Raw genomic sequence first — 16,283 nt, 5'->3', positions numbered from 1 at the left:
CCTAGGCATCCGGCTGGAGCCGGCGGCGCAGGCTGTCGCGGCCAAGGCCAGTCGCCTCGAGCAGGCCCTTGTGCTTGGCTTCGTAATAGTAGCCGGTCTGGTAGAGCAGGTCGGCGCGCTTGGCGTTGCCGCCGGCCACCAGCCAGGCGCCGCGCAGATATTTGACCGCGTATTTCAGATTGGTCTCGGCGTCGAACAGGCCCTTGGGCGGACCGTCATAGCCCATGCCGCGCGCCGTCGCGTGCTTGATCTGCATCAGCCCCCAATGGCCGTTGTTGTAGGCCTTGGGATTGAACGTGCTCTCGCGGTTGACGACATGGCGCACCAGGTCGATCGGCACCTCGTAGAGGGCGGCGTATTTGGCGATGAGCCGCTCGATATCGCCGCGCGTGCCCGTCGAACGCTGTTCTTCCGGCGCCACCGGGGTCTGGATCAGCGCCGCGGGGTTCTGCGGCACCACATAGGCGGCCTGCAGGACGCCGGGCATCATGGCGCCCTGGACGACGGTGCCCCCGGCAACCGGAGCGAGGACTGGCTTGGCCGCGACCTGTTTGATCGAGGCAGGCGTCACCAGGCCGGCGATGGAATAGGCCGAGGCGGCCGTGGCGACGACCCTGACGGGAGCGGGCGCTGCGTTGGCGGGCGCGGCGTTGGCTGTGATCATGGCCGCGGCGGCCGGCGCCGCCAACGGAGTTGGGCCGGCAAAGGCGGCAACCGGTTCGGCCGGCGGCGCGGCCTGGCCTGGCGCCAGTTCCGCCGTCTGGACCGGTGCGATGCCGGATGATTCCGGCACCACCGAAACCGTTTCCGGCAGGGGTATGGTGAAGCCCGCATCGGCGCCGGCGGCGGTTGCCGTCTCGGTGAGGGCGGGCGCCGTCTTCATCTGCGACGTCGAGGTGCAGCCGCTGACGCTTGCCGCGGCAAGGATCACGCCGATCGCGATAAGGTTGAGTTTTGCTGGCAAGCCGCGTTCGGGTCCGGTTCGTCGGATGTTAAGAAACCCCTTACACCAGCGATTCTCGTCGGGCAATCGGGGCCAGTTGATGGTTTTCGGGTGGCGAGACTCAGGGCAAAGTGCGATATTGTTCCCTGTCTGTACTCGTAGCAACTGCCGTTTTTCGCCGTTTTGCGGAGAGGAGCACGTCAATGGAAAACACGTCCGCGATCACAGCCGGCCACGCAGTGTTAGAAACAGTGATCGGTTTCATGGGCATTGCGTGGAGCCAAAAGGGCCTCATCCGCCTCTGCCTGCCCGAGCGCACACGTGATCAGGTCGAGCGCCGGCTGCTCCGCCATGGCGGTGTCTCGCCCTCGACTGGGCAGCCGGAATGGGTCGTCGAGCTGATCGCCGCGATCAAGGCCTATGCCGCCGGCGAGGATGTCGATTTCTCCGGCGTGCCGGTCGATCTGGCCGGCATCGATGATTTCCGCCTCGCCATCTACGACGAGGCGCGAAAGCTCGGTTTCGGCGAAACCACCACCTATGGCGAACTGGCCAGGCGCGCCGGCCATGCCGGGCTTGCCCGAGAAACCGGCGCCGCCCTCGGCGCCAACCCGGTGCCGCTGGTCATCCCCTGCCACCGCATCCTCGCCGCGGGCGGCAAGATCGGCGGCTTCTCGGCGCCGGGCGGCTCGGTCACCAAGGAAAAGATGCTGGCCATGGAAGGCGTGCGCGTCGGCCCGCCACCGCCTGCGCAGGTGTCGTTCGGGTTCTAGGCCATGGAACCCGGAACGGGCCAACCTTGTGGTCCGGGTTTCAGGTCAGGGAACCGCCTTTTGCAGACCGGCATCACCTGAACATCGACACGCCTAATTGTGGAAGAACCGCCGGTGGAAACGCCGATCCATCTCCGGCCGCTTGCAGATGTAGACCGCGCAGAAGCTCGTGTCCGCGCTGGGCACCGAAGCGCGCGTGCGGACCTCGCCCATATTGCAGAACCGGTCGCTTTGCACATAGCGGTCATAGAGCGGCAGCCCCGGCACGCGCGACGACTGGTAGCGCAGGATGACCGCGCCTTCCCGCGCAATCGTCGACTGGATCCTGTTGCAGCTCATATGAGTCGGATCGTAGCGCGAGATCGCCTGCGCCTGTGCGGCCACCAGTGTCAGGCAGGCGGCAATGAAAACAGCCTTCATAACCCTCTCCGGAACCTACCCCGGCGCTTGATGGCGGGGCGGTCCGCCGCAACGGTTTCATGCGATTGGGGCGGCCATTGGGCAGGCCGATCGCATCGCCTTTTTTCGCGCCATCTTGTTTTCGGTGCAAAAGCAGACTATATCAGCCCCATTGATATTTCGGCCGATCGATCCGGGCCTCGCGATCTTCGCGTTTGCTGACGTCTATCTCCAAAATCTCGATGCACACCGGCTGGACTGTGGTCTGGTCAAACCAAAGCAAATGCAAGGACTATTTTTATGGCAACTGGAACGGTCAAGTGGTTTAACTCCACCAAGGGCTTCGGCTTCATCCAGCCCGACAATGGCGGCGCGGACGTTTTCGTTCACATCTCCGCTGTTGAGCGCGCTGGTCTGTCGACCCTGGTCGAAGGCCAGAAGATCAACTTCGAGATCGAGCAGGACCGCCGCACTGGCAAGTCGTCCGCTGGTTCTCTGAGCAAGGCGGCCTGATTTTGCGAATGGCGCGCGCCGGGCGAAGGTCCGGGGCGCGCGGCAAGTCACGGATGTACTGACGGTCGCGTGAGAAGCGCGCCGGAGCGGAAAGAACCGACAAGCTGGATCAGCGGATAGCTGCCAGCCCGGACTGGAAGCTCCCATCAGGCTACCAAGCATGGAAGGCGGGATTTATCCCGCCTTTTTGTTTGTCTGGGGTTCAGGCGATTGGCGAACCCGGTGAAGCTGCGTCCTTCTCCCCGTCACTATACGGGGAGAAGTGCCCGGCAGGGCGATGAGGGGCAGCGCCAACGCTGTATAAATCCCCATTTTTGAGTCATTGAGAAAGGCTGGCGCCGCCCCTCATCTGGCTGCCGCCATCTTCTCCCCGTAGAACGGGGAGAAGGACGCAGCTTTGCCGCTTTCGCCAATAGCCTACGCTGCCTACCCCACCCACTCCATCGCCACGTGCCCCGTGTCCGCTTCCACCCTCTTCAGCCACGCCGCGACCGCCGGATAGGCATTGAGCTGGAAGCCGCCCTGCTCCGCCGTGTGCGTATAAGCGTAGAGCGCGATGTCGGCGACGCTGAAGGCATCGCCGGCGAAAAAGGCATTGTTTTCCAGATATTTGTTCATCACGCCAAGCGCCTTGTTGCCGCGCTCCAGCGTCACCGCCAGCCGCTCCGGCGTCGCGTCCCCGGCCCGCTCGGGAAAGGTCAGCAGCGCCTTGCGCACGGCAATATAGGGTTCATGGCTGTATTGTTCGAAGAACAGCCATTGATAGGCCAGCCCGCGCTCATATCTGTCCGCCGGCAGGAAACGCGTGCCCTCGGCGAGATAAAGCAGGATGGCGTTCGATTCGGCCAGGCGCCGGCCGTCATCGAGTTCGAGCAACGGCACCATGGCGTTCGGGTTCTTGGCGACGAAGTCGGCCTTGCGCGTCTCGCCAGTGTGCGAACTGACCTCGATCGTGGTGAAGCTCAGGCCGAGCTTGGCCATCAGCAGGCGCGGCTTGTAGCAATTGCCGCTGTCGATCATGCTGTAGAGTATCATCGTCGCTCCCAGGGCATCACGCACCGCGCGATTATGGCAGGGGCCGCCGTCTCATCCAGTGATTTGTTTTGGCCGGTAGATCAGCGGCGCTGATGCAACTGGATCACCTTGCCCGCGGGTTCGAGGCCCACAGGCTCGAGCAGCGCCTCGATGGCCAGCGGATTCTCGTTGAAAATCGTTCCAGCCAGTTTCGGCCGGGCAAGATGGAACCCCTGCAGCAGGTCGACGCCACCCTCCAGCGCGACGCGCAGATGCGCCGGATGCTCGATCCCCTCGACCAGAACCTTGGCGCCACGGTCATGCAGCGTGGAAACCAGCGGCCGGAAGAATTTTTCGGCCGCCGCATGGCGGCAGAGTTCGGAAAACCAGGCACCGTCGATCTTGACGATGTCGGGACTGAGCAGACTCACCCGCTCCTCGGTCGAATGCCCGGCACCGAAGTCGTCGATCGCGATGCGGATGCCGTCGCGCCGCATCTCATGCACCAGCTTCAGAAGCAGTGCGTCATCGGCGGCCTGTTCGGTGACCTCGCAGACCAGCATGCCGGCGCTCAGCCCGAAATCGGCAAGGTGCCTGCCCATCAGCCTGATCTCGGCCAGGGCCCGCCCGGGATGGTCGTTGATCAAAGGGTTGAAGTTGAAGAACAGGTCGAGCCCTTCGACGCCGATGTTGCTGTAATTTCGCAGGTGAAGGGCCCTGCACATGGCCTCGACAAACAGGCGGTCCCCCGCCGGAATCTGGTCGAAAAAGGCCTGCGCCGAACTCGGCCGCCCAGCCAGATGCGGCTCGACCAGGGCCTCGACAGCGACGGCCGCCAGGGCCGCTCCACGCGGCGCGAAGATTGGCTGGTAGAGGCTTCGCAGCCGGAACTCTCCGTAGATCCCGTATGCGATGCCGACCTCGTCGGCAAAGATCTCATCGGCCACATTGCGTCGCCTGTCGAACCCGGAAATCATCGCACGATCCTTCGCCCAAAGGCCTTCGCGCGCCGCGCCGGGGTTGGCGGGACCAAAGGCTCCCTGCCGGTCTTGTCGGACGGCGCCGCCGGCGCGGGCTCGGCCGAGTTGAAGACGTGGAAACGGGTTGGCGCGAGCTCCGGCCGCGCCAGCACGAAACCCTGCACCATCGAGGCGCCCGACTTCTCGGCCAGTTCGAGCTGCCAGCTTTCCTCGATGCCTTCGAAGACGGTGCGGATGCCCTGGTCCTCGAAGCTTTTGACCATGGCCGTCAGCAGCGCGAAACCGGCCCCGGATTCCATCAGTTGCGTGATCCACTGGGCATCGAACTTGACGATGTCCGGCTTCAAATCCTTGATGCGATTGATGTCGGAATCATCGGCGCCGTAGTCGTCGACCGCGATGCGAAAGCCGTTGCCCCTGAGGGCCGCGACGAAACTGAACAGGGTTTCCTGCGACGCCGATCTCTGCTCGGTCACCTCGCAGACCACGCGGCGCGGATCGATGCCGGCTTCGTGCAGCACAAGGCGCATCTCCCGCAGGGCATTGTCGGCGATCGTGCGTTCGGTGAACACCGAGGGATCGAAATTGACGAAGATCGATGCTTCCCGCGGCAGGCACGAGCCGGCGTTCAGAAGGTGCAGCGTCCGGGTCAGCGCCTCGATATGCAGGCGATCGGCGGCCGGGCAGGTGGAGAAGAAGCTCATCGGCGACTGCGGCTCGCCGTCACGGAACGGCCGGATCAACCCTTCGAACGCGGCAAGGGAAAGCTTGCCCTCCTTGAAGGCGAAGATCGGCTGGAAGGCGCTTTGCAGAGTGTAGAGCCCCCAGACACCGGTAGAGGTGCCGTCCTTCTGACGAATGATGTGGGCAAGCCCGATGCTTCGCGACAAGGGTTCCTCGCTCCGCAATGCCGGCGGAATTGGAATGTGATCCTGCCACGCAAGCCTCTACCGCTCGTTAATGAGTTTACTCTTGCCGATCACAGGTCCCTGATCGCGCTTCCGATGATCATAGGTCCCTCAATCACGGCTCATTGAGCGCTGGCTCAGCCGACAATGCTTGCGCTCGGCGGGATCATGCGACATGAGAAGCGCCGCGGCCGTGCTTGGCCGCGAGAACCCTCTTTGGAGATAATTCGTCATGGCCTTTCTTGCCGATGCCCTTTCCCGCGTAAAGCCGTCCGCGACCATCGCGGTGACGCAGAAAGCGCGCGAGCTGAAAAACGCCGGCCGTGACATCATCGGCCTCGGCGCCGGCGAGCCGGATTTCGACACGCCCGACAACATCAAGAATGCGGCGATCGAAGCCATCCGCCGCGGCGAGACGAAATATCCGCCGGTGTCAGGCATCGTGCCGCTGCGCGAGGCGATCGCCAGGAAGTTCAAGCGCGAGAACAATCTCGACTACAGACCGGAGCAGACCATTGTCGGCACCGGCGGCAAGCAGATCCTGTTCAACGCCTTCATGGCGACGCTGAACCCCGGCGACGAGGTCATCATCCCCCGCCCCTACTGGGTCAGCTACCCCGAGATGGTGGCGATCTGCGGCGGCACATCGGTCTTCGCCGAAACGTCCATCGACAACGGTTTCAAGCTGACGGCGGAAGTCCTGGAAAAGGCGATCACGCCGAAGACCAAATGGCTGCTGATGAACTCGCCGTCCAACCCGTCGGGCGCCGCCTATACAGAGGCGGAATTGCGCGCGCTGGCCGATGTGCTCCTGCAGCATCCGCATGTCTGGACGCTGACCGACGACATGTACGAGCACCTGACCTATGGCGACTTCGTCTTCAAGACCATCGCCGAGGTCGAGCCTAAACTCTACGAGCGCACGCTGACCATGAACGGCGTGTCGAAAGCCTATGCCATGACCGGCTGGCGCATCGGCTACGCCGCCGGTCCCGTCGCGCTGATCAAGGCGATGGACATGATCCAGGGCCAGCAGACCTCCGGTGCCTGCACCATCGCGCAATGGGCCTCGGTCGAGGCGCTGAACGGCCCGCAGGACTTCATCGCCAAGAACAAGGCGATCTTTCAAGGCAGGCGCGACCTCGTCGTCTCGATGCTCAACCAGGCGCGCGGCATTACCTGCCCGTCGCCGGAAGGCGCCTTCTATGTCTACCCGTCCTGCGCACAGCTGATCGGCAAGAAGACGAAGGCCGGCAAGGTGATCGACACCGACGAGACCTTCTGCTCGGAACTGCTCGAAGCGGAGGGCGTGGCGGTGGTGTTCGGCTCGGCCTTCGGCCTTGGCCCCAATTTCCGCATCTCCTACGCCACCTCGGAGGCGCTGCTGGAGGAAGCCTGCACGCGCATCCAGCGCTTTACGGCGTCGCTGACCTGACCGGAAACGCACCGCGAAAATGAAAAACCCGGCGCAATGCCGGGTTTTTCATTGCGGGCGCGAAGGTCTCGCCCGCAGCATCACTTCTCCTGGGCCACTTCGCGCGAATTGCGCGCCTCGGCCGGCGCCAGCACGACCAGCAGCAGCGCTGCGGTCAGGAATGAAACGATTGCCGCCGTCAGCATCGCTGCGTGGAAGCCTCCGGCATAGGCAGTCTCGAACAGGCCGCGCAGGCCGCTCTCGCCCATTGCCGCATCGGTTGCGAAATCGTGCCGCGAAACGGCGGCCCGCGCCGCCGCTTCGGCATTGCCGACGCCGGCAGTCGCGAGATTTTCCGTCAGCAGGCTTGTCGCCCGCATGCTCATCAGGGCGCCAAGCAGCGCGATGCCGATGGCAAGGCCGGTCTGGCGGGTGGCGTTGATGACCGCCGACACCATGCCCGAGCGCTCACGCGGCGCGTAGGACATCGCGGCGGCATTGCTGGTCGGGATCGACAGCGCGTTGCCGAGGCCGCCGACCGCGAACAGGAGGGCGATCATCGCATAGGGCGTCGCGGGTCCGGCCCAGCACATGCCCAGCATCGAAACGCCGATCAGGAAATAGCCCGAGGTCATCAGCACGGAATGCCCATGGCGGTGGCTGAGCCTGCCGATCACCGGCGAGACCAGCATCTGCACAAGGAAGATGGGCGCCATGCGCAGGCCGGTCTGCGTCGGCGACCAGCCCTGCGCCTGCTGCAGGAACATCGAGTAAAGGAAGACGCTGGTGTAGGAGGTCAGGCCCATGGCGAAGGACGCGACATTGGCGACGGCGAAGCGAATGTCGCCGAACAGGCCGAGCGGCAGCATCGGGCGCGGCGTGCGCGCCTCGAAGCCGAGAAAGAGCACCAGGCCGACGACGGCGACGGCAAGCGCGATGACCGTCTTCTGGTCGCCCCATCCGTTCTCGCCGGCCGATATCAGGCCGAAGGTCAGCGCCCCCAGCCAGACGATGCTGAGCGCCAGGCCGACGAGGTCGAGATGGGCATGCTCGGGATGCGCCGTCTCCTTGATCGAGAGGGCGCCGAGCACGATCGTGAACAGGCCGACCGGCAGGTTGATCAGGAATATGCTCTGCCATCCGGCGGCTTCGACCAGGACGCCGCCGAGGATCGGGCCGACCAGCAGCGAGACGGCCGCGAAGGACGACCAGCCGCCAATGACGCCGGCCCGTTCACGGACATCCGGAAATGCCTGCGTCAGGATCGATAGCGCACCGGGAATAAGCAGTGCCCCCGCGACGCCCTGCACAACCCGGCCGGCCAGCAGCACCGAGAGGTTTGGCGCGAAGGCGCAGATGGCGGAACCGGCCACGAAGATGCCGACGCCGGCCAGCCAGGAGCGCTTGCGCCCATAGCGGTCGCCGATCAAGCCCGCCGACAGCATGAATGCCGACAGGCACAGCGTGTAGGAATCGGCAACCCATTGCAGGCCACCGAAATCGGTGTTCAGCGCCTTCTGGATCGTCGGCAGCGCGACATTGACGATGCTGACGTCGAGCAGCGCCACGAACGTGCCGAGATAGACGGCGGCAACGAGATAGAAACGGCGGCCCGACATGGCGGCTCCACGAATATCGTTGATCTGGAAATGCTGGAGCAGGTCGCCTGGCTCGTCGCGCCCGTCTCAGCCGCCATACTGCTCGTCGCTCACCTTCTCCAGCCAGTCGGCGTGGACGCCATCGAGCGCTTCCTGCATGGCGATATGCGTCATCGCCGAGGTCGGGCCGGCGCCATGCCAGTGTTTTTCGCCTGGCTCGAACGAGATGACGTCGCCGGCCCTGATCTCCTGGATCGGCCCGCCCCATGTCTGCGCCCGACCGGCGCCTGACGTGACATAGAGCGTCTGGCCGAGCGGATGCGTGTGCCAGTGGGTGCGCGCGCCGGGCTCGAAACTGACCAGCGTGGCCCTGAGTCGTGCCGGCGCCTGCTTCTCGATGACCGGCGTCTGCAGCACCCGGCCGGTGAAGTACTTTTCCGGCGCGATGATGGTCGGCACGCTGCCGCAGGCAATGATTTTCATGACCGGTGATCCTCGATTTGCGGGCGAACGGCGACACTCGCCAAGACGCCTCATTGGCCGGCATTTTCCTCTCATATCGGGCGGCGCGCAACAGTGCTCGGGCCCTGGCCCCCGCCCGACCGGCATCTGCACCAAGCTTCTTAACCATGAACGCTCGATCGCCAGCGCGGGCACCCGAATTGACGGCTGGCCGCCGCGGTTTCAATGGCTTCTTAACGGCTGCCCTCTAGCCCTTTGGCAGCGGCTGCAGGGGGCAACCAGATGAGCATACTGGCGACGATCAGGGACCATAGCGGCAGGGTCTATCGCGGCATCCAGTCCCTTTTGGTGCTGAGCATCGGCGCGGCAGCGCTTGGCGCCTTCGATGTCTCGCAGGACCTGCCTTCAGGCGTCGCCTTCAGCATATCGATCACCGCCACGGCGCTCGCTTTGCTGGCGCTGATGTACATGCGCAGCAGCGTCGTCCATCGCTTGCAGTCGGCGGCGGCCGCGGAGGCGGAAAAACACCATTTCCTGACCAAGGACGCCATGACGGGGGCGATGACCCGCCGTTACTTCCTCGAAGCGCTGCGCGACAGCCTTGGCACCATGCGCGACAGGCGCGAGGCGACCCTGCTGCTGATCGATCTCGATCATTTCAAGCAGCTCAACGACACGTTTGGCCATCAGTTCGGCGACCTCACCCTGGCGCATCTGGTCAGGACCGCCGAGCGCATCTTTGCCGGCGGTATGGTCGGACGCCTTGGCGGCGACGAGTTCGGCGTCATCGTCGCCCACAGCGACCTCACCACGATCAACAAGGATGTACGCCGCCTGCTCGACGCCATGCGGGCCGGCAAACCGCATGAGGGCAAGATCATCCCGCTCTCCATCTCCGTTGGCGTGGCGCTGGCGCCATCGCATGCGTCGAATCCGACGGAGCTCATGCTGCTTGCCGACCTGGCGCTCTACGAGAGCAAGGCTGCGGGGCGCGGCCGCGTTACCGTGTTCGACGAGGAAATGCTTTCCGACAAGCGCTATCGTCGCCTGGTCGAGCGCGAATTGCGCGCGGCCATCTATCTTGGCGAGCTCGAGTTGCACTATCAGCCCATCGTCAATCCCGATGGCTCTCCCTACGCGCTGGAAGGGCTGATACGCTGGCGCCATCCCGTGCGCGGCCTGATTTCGCCGGCGGAGTTCATTTCGATCGCCGAACGCTCGACTCTGATCGACATGCTCGGAGAATGGGTGTTCAGGCGTGCCTGCGCCGATATCGGCCACTTCCAGGGCCGCCGCATCTCCATCAACGTTTCCGGCGAACAGCTGAAGCGCGACGAGATCGTGACGATGTGCGACCGCGTGCTGAAGGAAACCGGCTGCTCGGCCGCGCAGTTCGTCATCGAGATCACCGAGACGGTGGCGACCGCCGCCACGCCCGAAATCCTGCGGCGCCTCGAAGCGCTGCGCGGCCTCGGCTTCCACATAGCGCTCGACGATTTTGGCACCGGCCATTGCGGCTTCAACTATCTGAAGACCCTGCCCATCGACAGCATCAAGATCGACCGTTCCTACATCCGCAGCCTTGCCTACGACCAGGTCGCGCAGATCTTCGTCTCGGCGCTCGCGCAGATCGCGCGCATCCAGGACGTCACCATCGTCGCCGAGGGCGTCGAGACGCAGGAAGAGTTCGCGCTCGCCAAGGCGGCCGGCTGCAACCGCTTCCAGGGCTATTTCTTCGGCCGTCCGGTGCCCCGCGACAAGATAGCCCCCATTCCCGACAATGTACCGCCGCTGGCCCTGATCGCCTGAGACGGCCGGCAAGGCGCTTGCCTCCTATTTTTCTTGCCCTGCCGGCAAACAAGTGGGACGATGCTCATGGGCAGGTGGCCATCCAAAAGAACCCCGCCCGCGACGGTCGAACAGGCCGGCCGCCGCTCAGGACCGACTGACCTCGCCTGACCATGAATGCCAGCCGGTCCTACGGGAAACGCCTGAGTGGAGGTCAGTCATGGGTACTCGCGCCGGAGGACGACGCACGGGACCGAAATGCATTGCCATAGTCGGTCCCTTTGCAAGCGGTAAGACGACACTTCTCGAAGCCATATTGGCCCGCACGGGCGCCATCCCTCGACAAAATCCCGTTTCATCGGGAAACACCGTTTCCGATCATTCGCCCGAGGCCCGCGCCCACGCCATGAGCGTCGAGGCGACAATCGCCACAACCGATTTCATGGGCGAGCAACTCACCTTCGTCGATTGTCCCGGCTCCATCGAATTCTCCTTCGAAGCCGAGCCGGTGCTGGCAGCTTGCGACCTCGCCGTGGTCGTGGCGGAAGCCGACGAGAAGAAGATTCCCGCCCTGCAGCTGATCATGCGCAAGCTCGACGATCTCGGGGTGCCGCGCATCCTGTTCCTCAACAAGGTCGACAAGTCGGTCGCCGGCGTGCGCGACACGCTGAAGATGCTGCAGCCGGCGAGCTCGGTGGCGCTGTTGTTGCGCCAGATTCCACTGCGCAAGGATGACGTCGTCATCGGCTCGATCGATCTGGCGCTGGAGCGCGCCTACATCTACCGCGAATATGCCGAGAGCGAGGTCGCCGAAATCCCCGGCGACGACAAGGCGCGCGAACTGGAAGCACGCTTCTCCATGCTGGAGACGCTGGCCGACCACGACGACCAGCTGATGGAACAACTGCTTGAGGAGATCGAACCGCCGAAGGACGCCATCTTCGACGACCTCGCCGCCGACCTGCGCGACGGCGCCGTGACGCCGGTGCTCATCGGCACCGCCGAGAAAGGCAACGGCGTGCTGCGCCTCCTGAAGGCGATCCGCCATGACGCGCCGGACATCGAGGCGACTCGCAAGCGGCTTGGCCTCGCGGAGGGCAACGCGACCGTCGTCCAGGTGATGAAAACCATCCACACGCCGCATGGCGGCAAGCTGTCGGTCTCGCGCGTCCTCTGCGGCCAGATCGGCGATGCCTCCGAACTCTATCTGTCCAATGGCGAGACGGCGAAGGTATCCGGCATCTACAGGATGCTCGGCAAGGACCAGGTGAAGGTCAACATCGCCAAGGCCGGCGACACCGTGGCGCTCGGCAAGCTGGACGGCGTCACGACCGGGCAGACGCTGAGCTCGGCCAAGGGAGGCATCAAGCCGCTGGTCGCGCTGACGCCGCCCCAGTCGGTCTTCGCCTTCGCGCTCCGGCCAAAGGAACGCAAGGACGAGGTCAAGATGTCGGCGGCCATCCAGCGCCTTGCAGAGGAAGATCCCTCGCTCAGCCTGCGCCACAACCAGGACTCGGCCGAGACGGTGCTGTCGGGCCATGGCGAGATGCACCTGCGCGTCGTGCGCGAACGGCTGGAAGGCAAGAACCAGATCCCGGTCGAAGGCCATGCGCCCGCCGTGCCCTACCGCGAAACGATCCGCAAATCGGTCCAGCAGCGCGGCCGCCACAAGAAGCAGTCGGGCGGCCACGGCCAGTTCGGCGACGTGGTGATCGAGATCAAGCCGTTGCCGCGCGGCTCCGGCTTCCAGTTCACCGACACCATAACCGGCGGCGTGGTGCCGAAGACCTACATCCAGTCGGTGGAGACCGGCGTGCGCGACTATCTGAGGTCGGGCCCGCTGGGCTTTCCCGTCGTCGATGTCGCCGTCAATCTGTCGGACGGCTCCTACCATGTCGTCGATTCCTCCGACATGGCCTTCCAGATGGCGGCCAAGCTGGCGATGAAGGAAGGCATGGCGGCCTGCTCGCCGGTGCTTCTGGAACCGGTGATGAAGGTCGAGATCGTCACGCCGTCGGATGCAACGTCGAAGATCATCGCGCTGATCCCGCAGCGGCGCGGCCAGATCCTCGGCTATGATGCACGGCCCAACTGGCCGGGATGGGATGTCGTAGAGGCGACCATGCCCCAGGCGGAGATCGGCGACCTGATCATCGAACTGCGCTCGGCGACTGCCGGTGTCGCCAGCTACCGCGCCACCTTCGACCATATGGCCGAGCTTACCGGGCGCCTGGCCGACGAGGCGATGAACGCCAACGGCAAGGCCGCCTGACACCTTGCCGGCGGCAACATTTGCAGACATGAAAAACGGCGCCCGGATGTTCCGGACGCCGCTCTATTTGCGGACCGTTCTCCTGGGAGGTGAAACGGTAGGTCCGCCGCATGTTTGTAGCCGATGCCCCATGGCCGGCAGAATTGGTTCGGACGCGGTAGCTGCCTGAGCCCGGACCGCTCGAGTGATGCCCCCATCCCCCGAACGAACCAAAACCGCGTCCTATGGTCTGCTTAGCAGGCTCGACTGATCCGCGGCATGTTACCCGATGTTACATGTCACTGTTACGCGGCAGCAGTGCGTGGGTTTTCATGGGGCGTGGCAGGTCCCAGATAACAAAAAAGCCGGATCAATGAAGATCCGGCTGAGTTTGATTGGAAGTGCCGATTAAGGCTAACCTCCAGAGGGGAACACTCGAGGGCGCTAATGGGAGGAGAACGCGCCCAGGAGATGATCTATATATGTGCTCAACATGCCCAAGAAACAAGCATCTATTTTGCAACACACGCATGCAAAAAGACGTAGGCTGTGGTCTAACCCATCCGCTGGCCCGATAGGACCAGCAGAATCGGCCCAACAAGGCGCTTCCCGCCCTGATATTCCTGGATAATCGCTGCTGGGAACCGCATTCCGTGGCAAAACGCCGAAAATGCGCGGTGACGTTGAAACGGGCAGCAAGCGTTTACTTTTGCGGCAAGTGCGGGCCTGCCGCTGGCGAGGCACTTTTCGACCACCGCCGGCGCACGGAAAGTGCACGGCCACCGACGCATCCGTTCCGCAGCCTCGTCCCATACGCAAGTATGATCCCGGGAACCTCACGTAGAATGGTTCATGCTCACGGAAAATTCGATCCTGCGATCGTCATCCAGCCGCGAGACGGCCGGTTCATTGGGATCACGAAGGAGTACGGACATGAGCACTTTCCAGGTCAAGGACGGCACCAACATCGCCTATAAGGATTGGGGCACCGGACAGCCCATCCTGTTTTCTCACGGCTGGCCCCTGGCCGGCGATGCATGGGCTCCCCAGATGCTGTTCTTCGCATCGCGGGGCTATCGTGTGATCGCCCATGACAGGCGCGGTCACGGCAAGTCGGACCAGCCCTGGAACGGCAACAACATGGATCAGTATGCCGACGACCTGGCCGAACTGATCGAGGCGCTCGACCTGCGCGACATGATCATGGTCGGCCATTCCACGGGCGGCGGCGAGATCGCCCACTATGTCGGCCGCCACGGCACGGACAGGGTCGCCAGGATGGTGCTGGTCGGAGCCGTGCCGCCGCTGATGCTCAAGACCGACGCGAACCCCGAAGGCACGCCCCTCGACGTCTTCGACGGCATCCGCAAGGGCACCGCGGGCGACCGTTCGCAATTCTTCAAGGATCTGTCGATGCCCTTCTATGGTTTCAACAAGCCCGGCGCCAAGGTCAACGAGGGCCTGCGCGAGAACTTCTGGCTGCTGGGCATGATGGGCGGCATAAAGGCCGAATATGACTGCATCCGGGAATTCTCGGAAGTCGACTATACCGACGACCTGCGCAAGATCGACAAGCCGACGCTTGTGATCCATGGGGACGGCGACCAGATCGTTCCGATCGCCGCCGCCGGGCTGAAGACGGCGCGCATCGTCAAGGACGCCACGCTCAAGGTCTATCCCGGAGCGCCGCATGGCCTTGCCGAGACGGAGGCCGACACGTTCAATGCCGACGTGCTTGCCTTCATCACGGCTTGATGCGTCGCACCCGGCAACGCGCCGAACGTCCTGGATGACGGCACCATCGACCGCGGGTCGCATGATCTTTTCGATGCGACCCGCGCCAGCCGGGCCGAGCGCCAGGGGTTCACGCCATAGTGAGGCATGGGAGCCCTTGGCATGACGCCGACAATGCGGTTGGTGGCAAGCTCATTCCCCCCGCACCCGCCATCGCCGAATCGAGACCGGTTCGGCGATGGGGGGTGTCCAGAGGCGCGACACGCCGCCAAGAACCAGCCACCAGCAATTGCCATCGACACGCAAGGACATCGATCATGAGCACCGCCACTTCCGGCATTGATGGCGAAACGAGCGCGCAGGGAGGGCTTGCGACGACGCTTGCCATGGCGGTCGCGGCGGGCATTGCCGCCGCCAACATCTACTACAACCAGCCCATGCTCGGCATCATCGAGCACGACCTGCCGGGCAGACTGACAGCGCTGGTGCCGACAGCCACACAGCTTGGCTATGCCACGGGCCTCTTCGTTCTGGTGCCGCTTGGCGATCTCGTCGAGCGGCGGCGGCTCATCATCCTGCAATTCGTCCTGCTGGCGGCCGCCCTTGCATTCGCGGCCGCGGCACCCGGCCCGGCGCTTTTGCTGCTGGCATCGTATCTCGTGGGCATCTGGGCAACCGTCGCGCAACAGATCGTGCCCTTCGCCGCGCATTTGGCCGCGCCCAGCAAGCGCGGCGCCACCGTCGGGGTCGTCCTTGCCGGAATCCTGACAGGAATCCTGCTCAGCCGCACCCTGGCGGGCCTTGTCGCGACCCATTCGGGCTGGCGCACGATGTTCTGGCTGGCCGTGCCGCTGGCATTGGCCGCCGGCACGTTCATGGCGCTGCGGCTGCCGCGCAGCCAGCCGGAAACCACACTGCGCTACGGCCAGCTCATGGCGTCGATCATCCATCTGTGGCGCGAATACGGCGCCTTGCGGCTGGCCGCGGCCACGCAGGCGCTGCTGTTCGCGGCCTTCACCGCCTTCTGGACCATCCTCGCCTTCCTGCTGGAAGAGCCGAGATTTGGACTCGGTGCGGATGTCGCCGGTCTTTACGGCATCCTTGGCGTCGTCGGCGTGCTGGCCGCGCCGCTCGCCGGGCGCCTGGTCGACAGGATCGGGCCGCGACCCGTCGTGCTCACGGCCGCCATCATCGTGCTCGTCTCCTGGGTCGTTTTCGGCTTCTGGGTCTCGCTGGTCGGCCTTGGCGTCGGCGTCATCCTGCTCGATTTCGGTGTCCAGTGCGCGCTGGTGTGCAACCAGCACATCGCCTTCAGCCTGCAGCCCTCGGCCAGGTCGCGCCTGAACACGCTGCTCATCGGCTCGATGTTCCTGGGCGGAGCCGCCGGCTCGGCCGGCGCCACGCTTGCGTGGACTTCGGGCGGCTGGCTGGCGGTCACGGCGTTCGGATGTATCCTGGCGGCGACGGCGGCGGCCCTGCAACTGATCGCCTGGCGCCGATAGGTCA

General features: G+C 64.3%; 14 protein-coding genes. 7 read left to right on the top strand and 7 right to left on the bottom strand.

The window, feature by feature from the left end:
* Window position 1: 1 nt before the first annotated feature.
* The gene (locus ACO07C_RS24555) at window positions 2–964 is read right to left on the bottom strand and encodes a transglycosylase SLT domain-containing protein (RefSeq protein WP_421916756.1); all 963 of its coding nucleotides are present in this window, start codon (window positions 962–964) and stop codon (window positions 2–4) included.
* Window positions 965–1,146: 182 nt separating this feature from the next.
* On the opposite strand from ACO07C_RS24555, the gene ACO07C_RS24550 reads away from it, so the two are divergent.
* Window positions 1,147–1,716 (top strand): methylated-DNA--[protein]-cysteine S-methyltransferase, encoded by a 570-nt coding sequence (locus ACO07C_RS24550; protein WP_421916755.1) that lies wholly within the window; start codon window positions 1,147–1,149, stop codon window positions 1,714–1,716.
* A 93-nt stretch (window positions 1,717–1,809) separates the two neighbouring features.
* On the opposite strand, the gene ACO07C_RS24545 is transcribed toward ACO07C_RS24550, so the two are convergent.
* Window positions 1,810–2,136 (bottom strand): hypothetical protein, encoded by a 327-nt coding sequence (locus tag ACO07C_RS24545; protein ID WP_421916754.1) that lies wholly within the window; start codon window positions 2,134–2,136, stop codon window positions 1,810–1,812.
* A gap of 279 nt (window positions 2,137–2,415) precedes the next feature.
* On the opposite strand from ACO07C_RS24545, the gene ACO07C_RS24540 reads away from it, so the two are divergent.
* Window positions 2,416–2,628: a cold-shock protein gene (locus ACO07C_RS24540; RefSeq protein WP_112396569.1), complete on the top strand. Its 213-nt coding sequence runs from the start codon at window positions 2,416–2,418 to the stop codon at window positions 2,626–2,628.
* 426 nt (window positions 2,629–3,054) lie between these two features.
* On the opposite strand, the gene ACO07C_RS24535 is transcribed toward ACO07C_RS24540, so the two are convergent.
* From ACO07C_RS24535 to ACO07C_RS24525, 3 genes are all read right to left on the bottom strand, one after another.
* Entirely contained in the window at window positions 3,055–3,663 is a 609-nt protein-coding gene (locus tag ACO07C_RS24535; protein ID WP_421916753.1) for a glutathione S-transferase family protein, read from the bottom strand.
* Between the two features lie 80 nt (window positions 3,664–3,743).
* Window positions 3,744–4,619, bottom strand: a complete 876-nt coding sequence (locus tag ACO07C_RS24530; protein WP_421916752.1) for an EAL domain-containing protein — start codon at window positions 4,617–4,619, stop codon at window positions 3,744–3,746.
* On the bottom strand, window positions 4,616–5,512 hold the full coding sequence (locus tag ACO07C_RS24525; protein WP_421916751.1) for an EAL domain-containing protein: 897 nt from the start codon (window positions 5,510–5,512) through the stop codon (window positions 4,616–4,618). Before ACO07C_RS24525 ends, ACO07C_RS24530 begins: the two co-directional genes overlap by 4 nt.
* Window positions 5,513–5,762: 250 nt before the next feature.
* Here ACO07C_RS24525 and ACO07C_RS24520 point away from each other — a divergent pair, with 250 nt between their 5' ends.
* Window positions 5,763–6,965, top strand: coding sequence for a pyridoxal phosphate-dependent aminotransferase (locus ACO07C_RS24520; protein WP_421916750.1), 1,203 nt, complete (start codon window positions 5,763–5,765; stop codon window positions 6,963–6,965).
* Between the two features lie 80 nt (window positions 6,966–7,045).
* Here the strand turns inward: ACO07C_RS24520 and ACO07C_RS24515 are convergent, their stop codons facing one another.
* Both ACO07C_RS24515 and ACO07C_RS24510 read right to left on the bottom strand, forming a co-directional pair.
* On the bottom strand, window positions 7,046–8,563 hold the full coding sequence (locus tag ACO07C_RS24515) for a DHA2 family efflux MFS transporter permease subunit (protein WP_421916749.1): 1,518 nt from the start codon (window positions 8,561–8,563) through the stop codon (window positions 7,046–7,048).
* A gap of 66 nt (window positions 8,564–8,629) precedes the next feature.
* Window positions 8,630–9,025, bottom strand: a complete 396-nt coding sequence (locus ACO07C_RS24510; RefSeq protein ID WP_421916747.1) for a (R)-mandelonitrile lyase — start codon at window positions 9,023–9,025, stop codon at window positions 8,630–8,632.
* A 261-nt stretch (window positions 9,026–9,286) separates the two neighbouring features.
* Here ACO07C_RS24510 and ACO07C_RS24505 point away from each other — a divergent pair, with 261 nt between their 5' ends.
* From ACO07C_RS24505 to ACO07C_RS24490, 4 genes are all read left to right on the top strand, one after another.
* On the top strand, window positions 9,287–10,813 hold the full coding sequence (locus ACO07C_RS24505; protein ID WP_421916746.1) for a putative bifunctional diguanylate cyclase/phosphodiesterase: 1,527 nt from the start codon (window positions 9,287–9,289) through the stop codon (window positions 10,811–10,813).
* 199 nt (window positions 10,814–11,012) lie between these two features.
* Window positions 11,013–13,064 carry an elongation factor G gene (locus ACO07C_RS24500; protein ID WP_421916745.1) on the top strand — a complete coding sequence of 684 codons (2,052 nt, stop codon included), beginning with the start codon at window positions 11,013–11,015 and terminating at the stop codon, window positions 13,062–13,064.
* A gap of 912 nt (window positions 13,065–13,976) precedes the next feature.
* On the top strand, window positions 13,977–14,798 hold the full coding sequence (locus ACO07C_RS24495; protein WP_421916744.1) for an alpha/beta fold hydrolase: 822 nt from the start codon (window positions 13,977–13,979) through the stop codon (window positions 14,796–14,798).
* A 296-nt stretch (window positions 14,799–15,094) separates the two neighbouring features.
* Window positions 15,095–16,279, top strand: a complete 1,185-nt coding sequence (locus ACO07C_RS24490) for an MFS transporter (protein WP_421916743.1) — start codon at window positions 15,095–15,097, stop codon at window positions 16,277–16,279.
* The last annotated feature ends 4 nt before the right edge of the window (window positions 16,280–16,283 follow it).

The organism is Mesorhizobium sp. (genome assembly GCF_965229135.1).
Classification (GTDB): Bacteria; Pseudomonadota; Alphaproteobacteria; order Rhizobiales; family Rhizobiaceae; genus Mesorhizobium.
This window is presented reverse-complemented; position numbering and strand designations above follow the sequence as displayed.

Excerpts from the sequence above, each read along its gene's own strand:
- ACO07C_RS24550 (WP_421916755.1), top strand. The coding sequence starts at position 1,147 with ATGGAAAACACGTCCGCGATCACAGCCGGCCACGCAGTGTTAGAAACA.
- ACO07C_RS24495 (WP_421916744.1), top strand. The coding sequence starts at position 13,977 with ATGAGCACTTTCCAGGTCAAGGACGGCACCAACATCGCCTATAAGGAT.
- ACO07C_RS24520 (WP_421916750.1), top strand. The coding sequence starts at position 5,763 with ATGGCCTTTCTTGCCGATGCCCTTTCCCGCGTAAAGCCGTCCGCGACC.
- ACO07C_RS24540 (WP_112396569.1), top strand. The coding sequence starts at position 2,416 with ATGGCAACTGGAACGGTCAAGTGGTTTAACTCCACCAAGGGCTTCGGC.
- ACO07C_RS24530 (WP_421916752.1), bottom strand. The coding sequence starts at position 4,619 with ATGATTTCCGGGTTCGACAGGCGACGCAATGTGGCCGATGAGATCTTT.
- ACO07C_RS24510 (WP_421916747.1), bottom strand. The coding sequence starts at position 9,025 with ATGAAAATCATTGCCTGCGGCAGCGTGCCGACCATCATCGCGCCGGAA.
- ACO07C_RS24515 (WP_421916749.1), bottom strand. The coding sequence starts at position 8,563 with ATGTCGGGCCGCCGTTTCTATCTCGTTGCCGCCGTCTATCTCGGCACG.
- ACO07C_RS24545 (WP_421916754.1), bottom strand. The coding sequence starts at position 2,136 with ATGAAGGCTGTTTTCATTGCCGCCTGCCTGACACTGGTGGCCGCACAG.
- ACO07C_RS24490 (WP_421916743.1), top strand. The coding sequence starts at position 15,095 with ATGAGCACCGCCACTTCCGGCATTGATGGCGAAACGAGCGCGCAGGGA.
- ACO07C_RS24500 (WP_421916745.1), top strand. The coding sequence starts at position 11,013 with ATGGGTACTCGCGCCGGAGGACGACGCACGGGACCGAAATGCATTGCC.
- ACO07C_RS24535 (WP_421916753.1), bottom strand. The coding sequence starts at position 3,663 with ATGATACTCTACAGCATGATCGACAGCGGCAATTGCTACAAGCCGCGC.
- ACO07C_RS24505 (WP_421916746.1), top strand. The coding sequence starts at position 9,287 with ATGAGCATACTGGCGACGATCAGGGACCATAGCGGCAGGGTCTATCGC.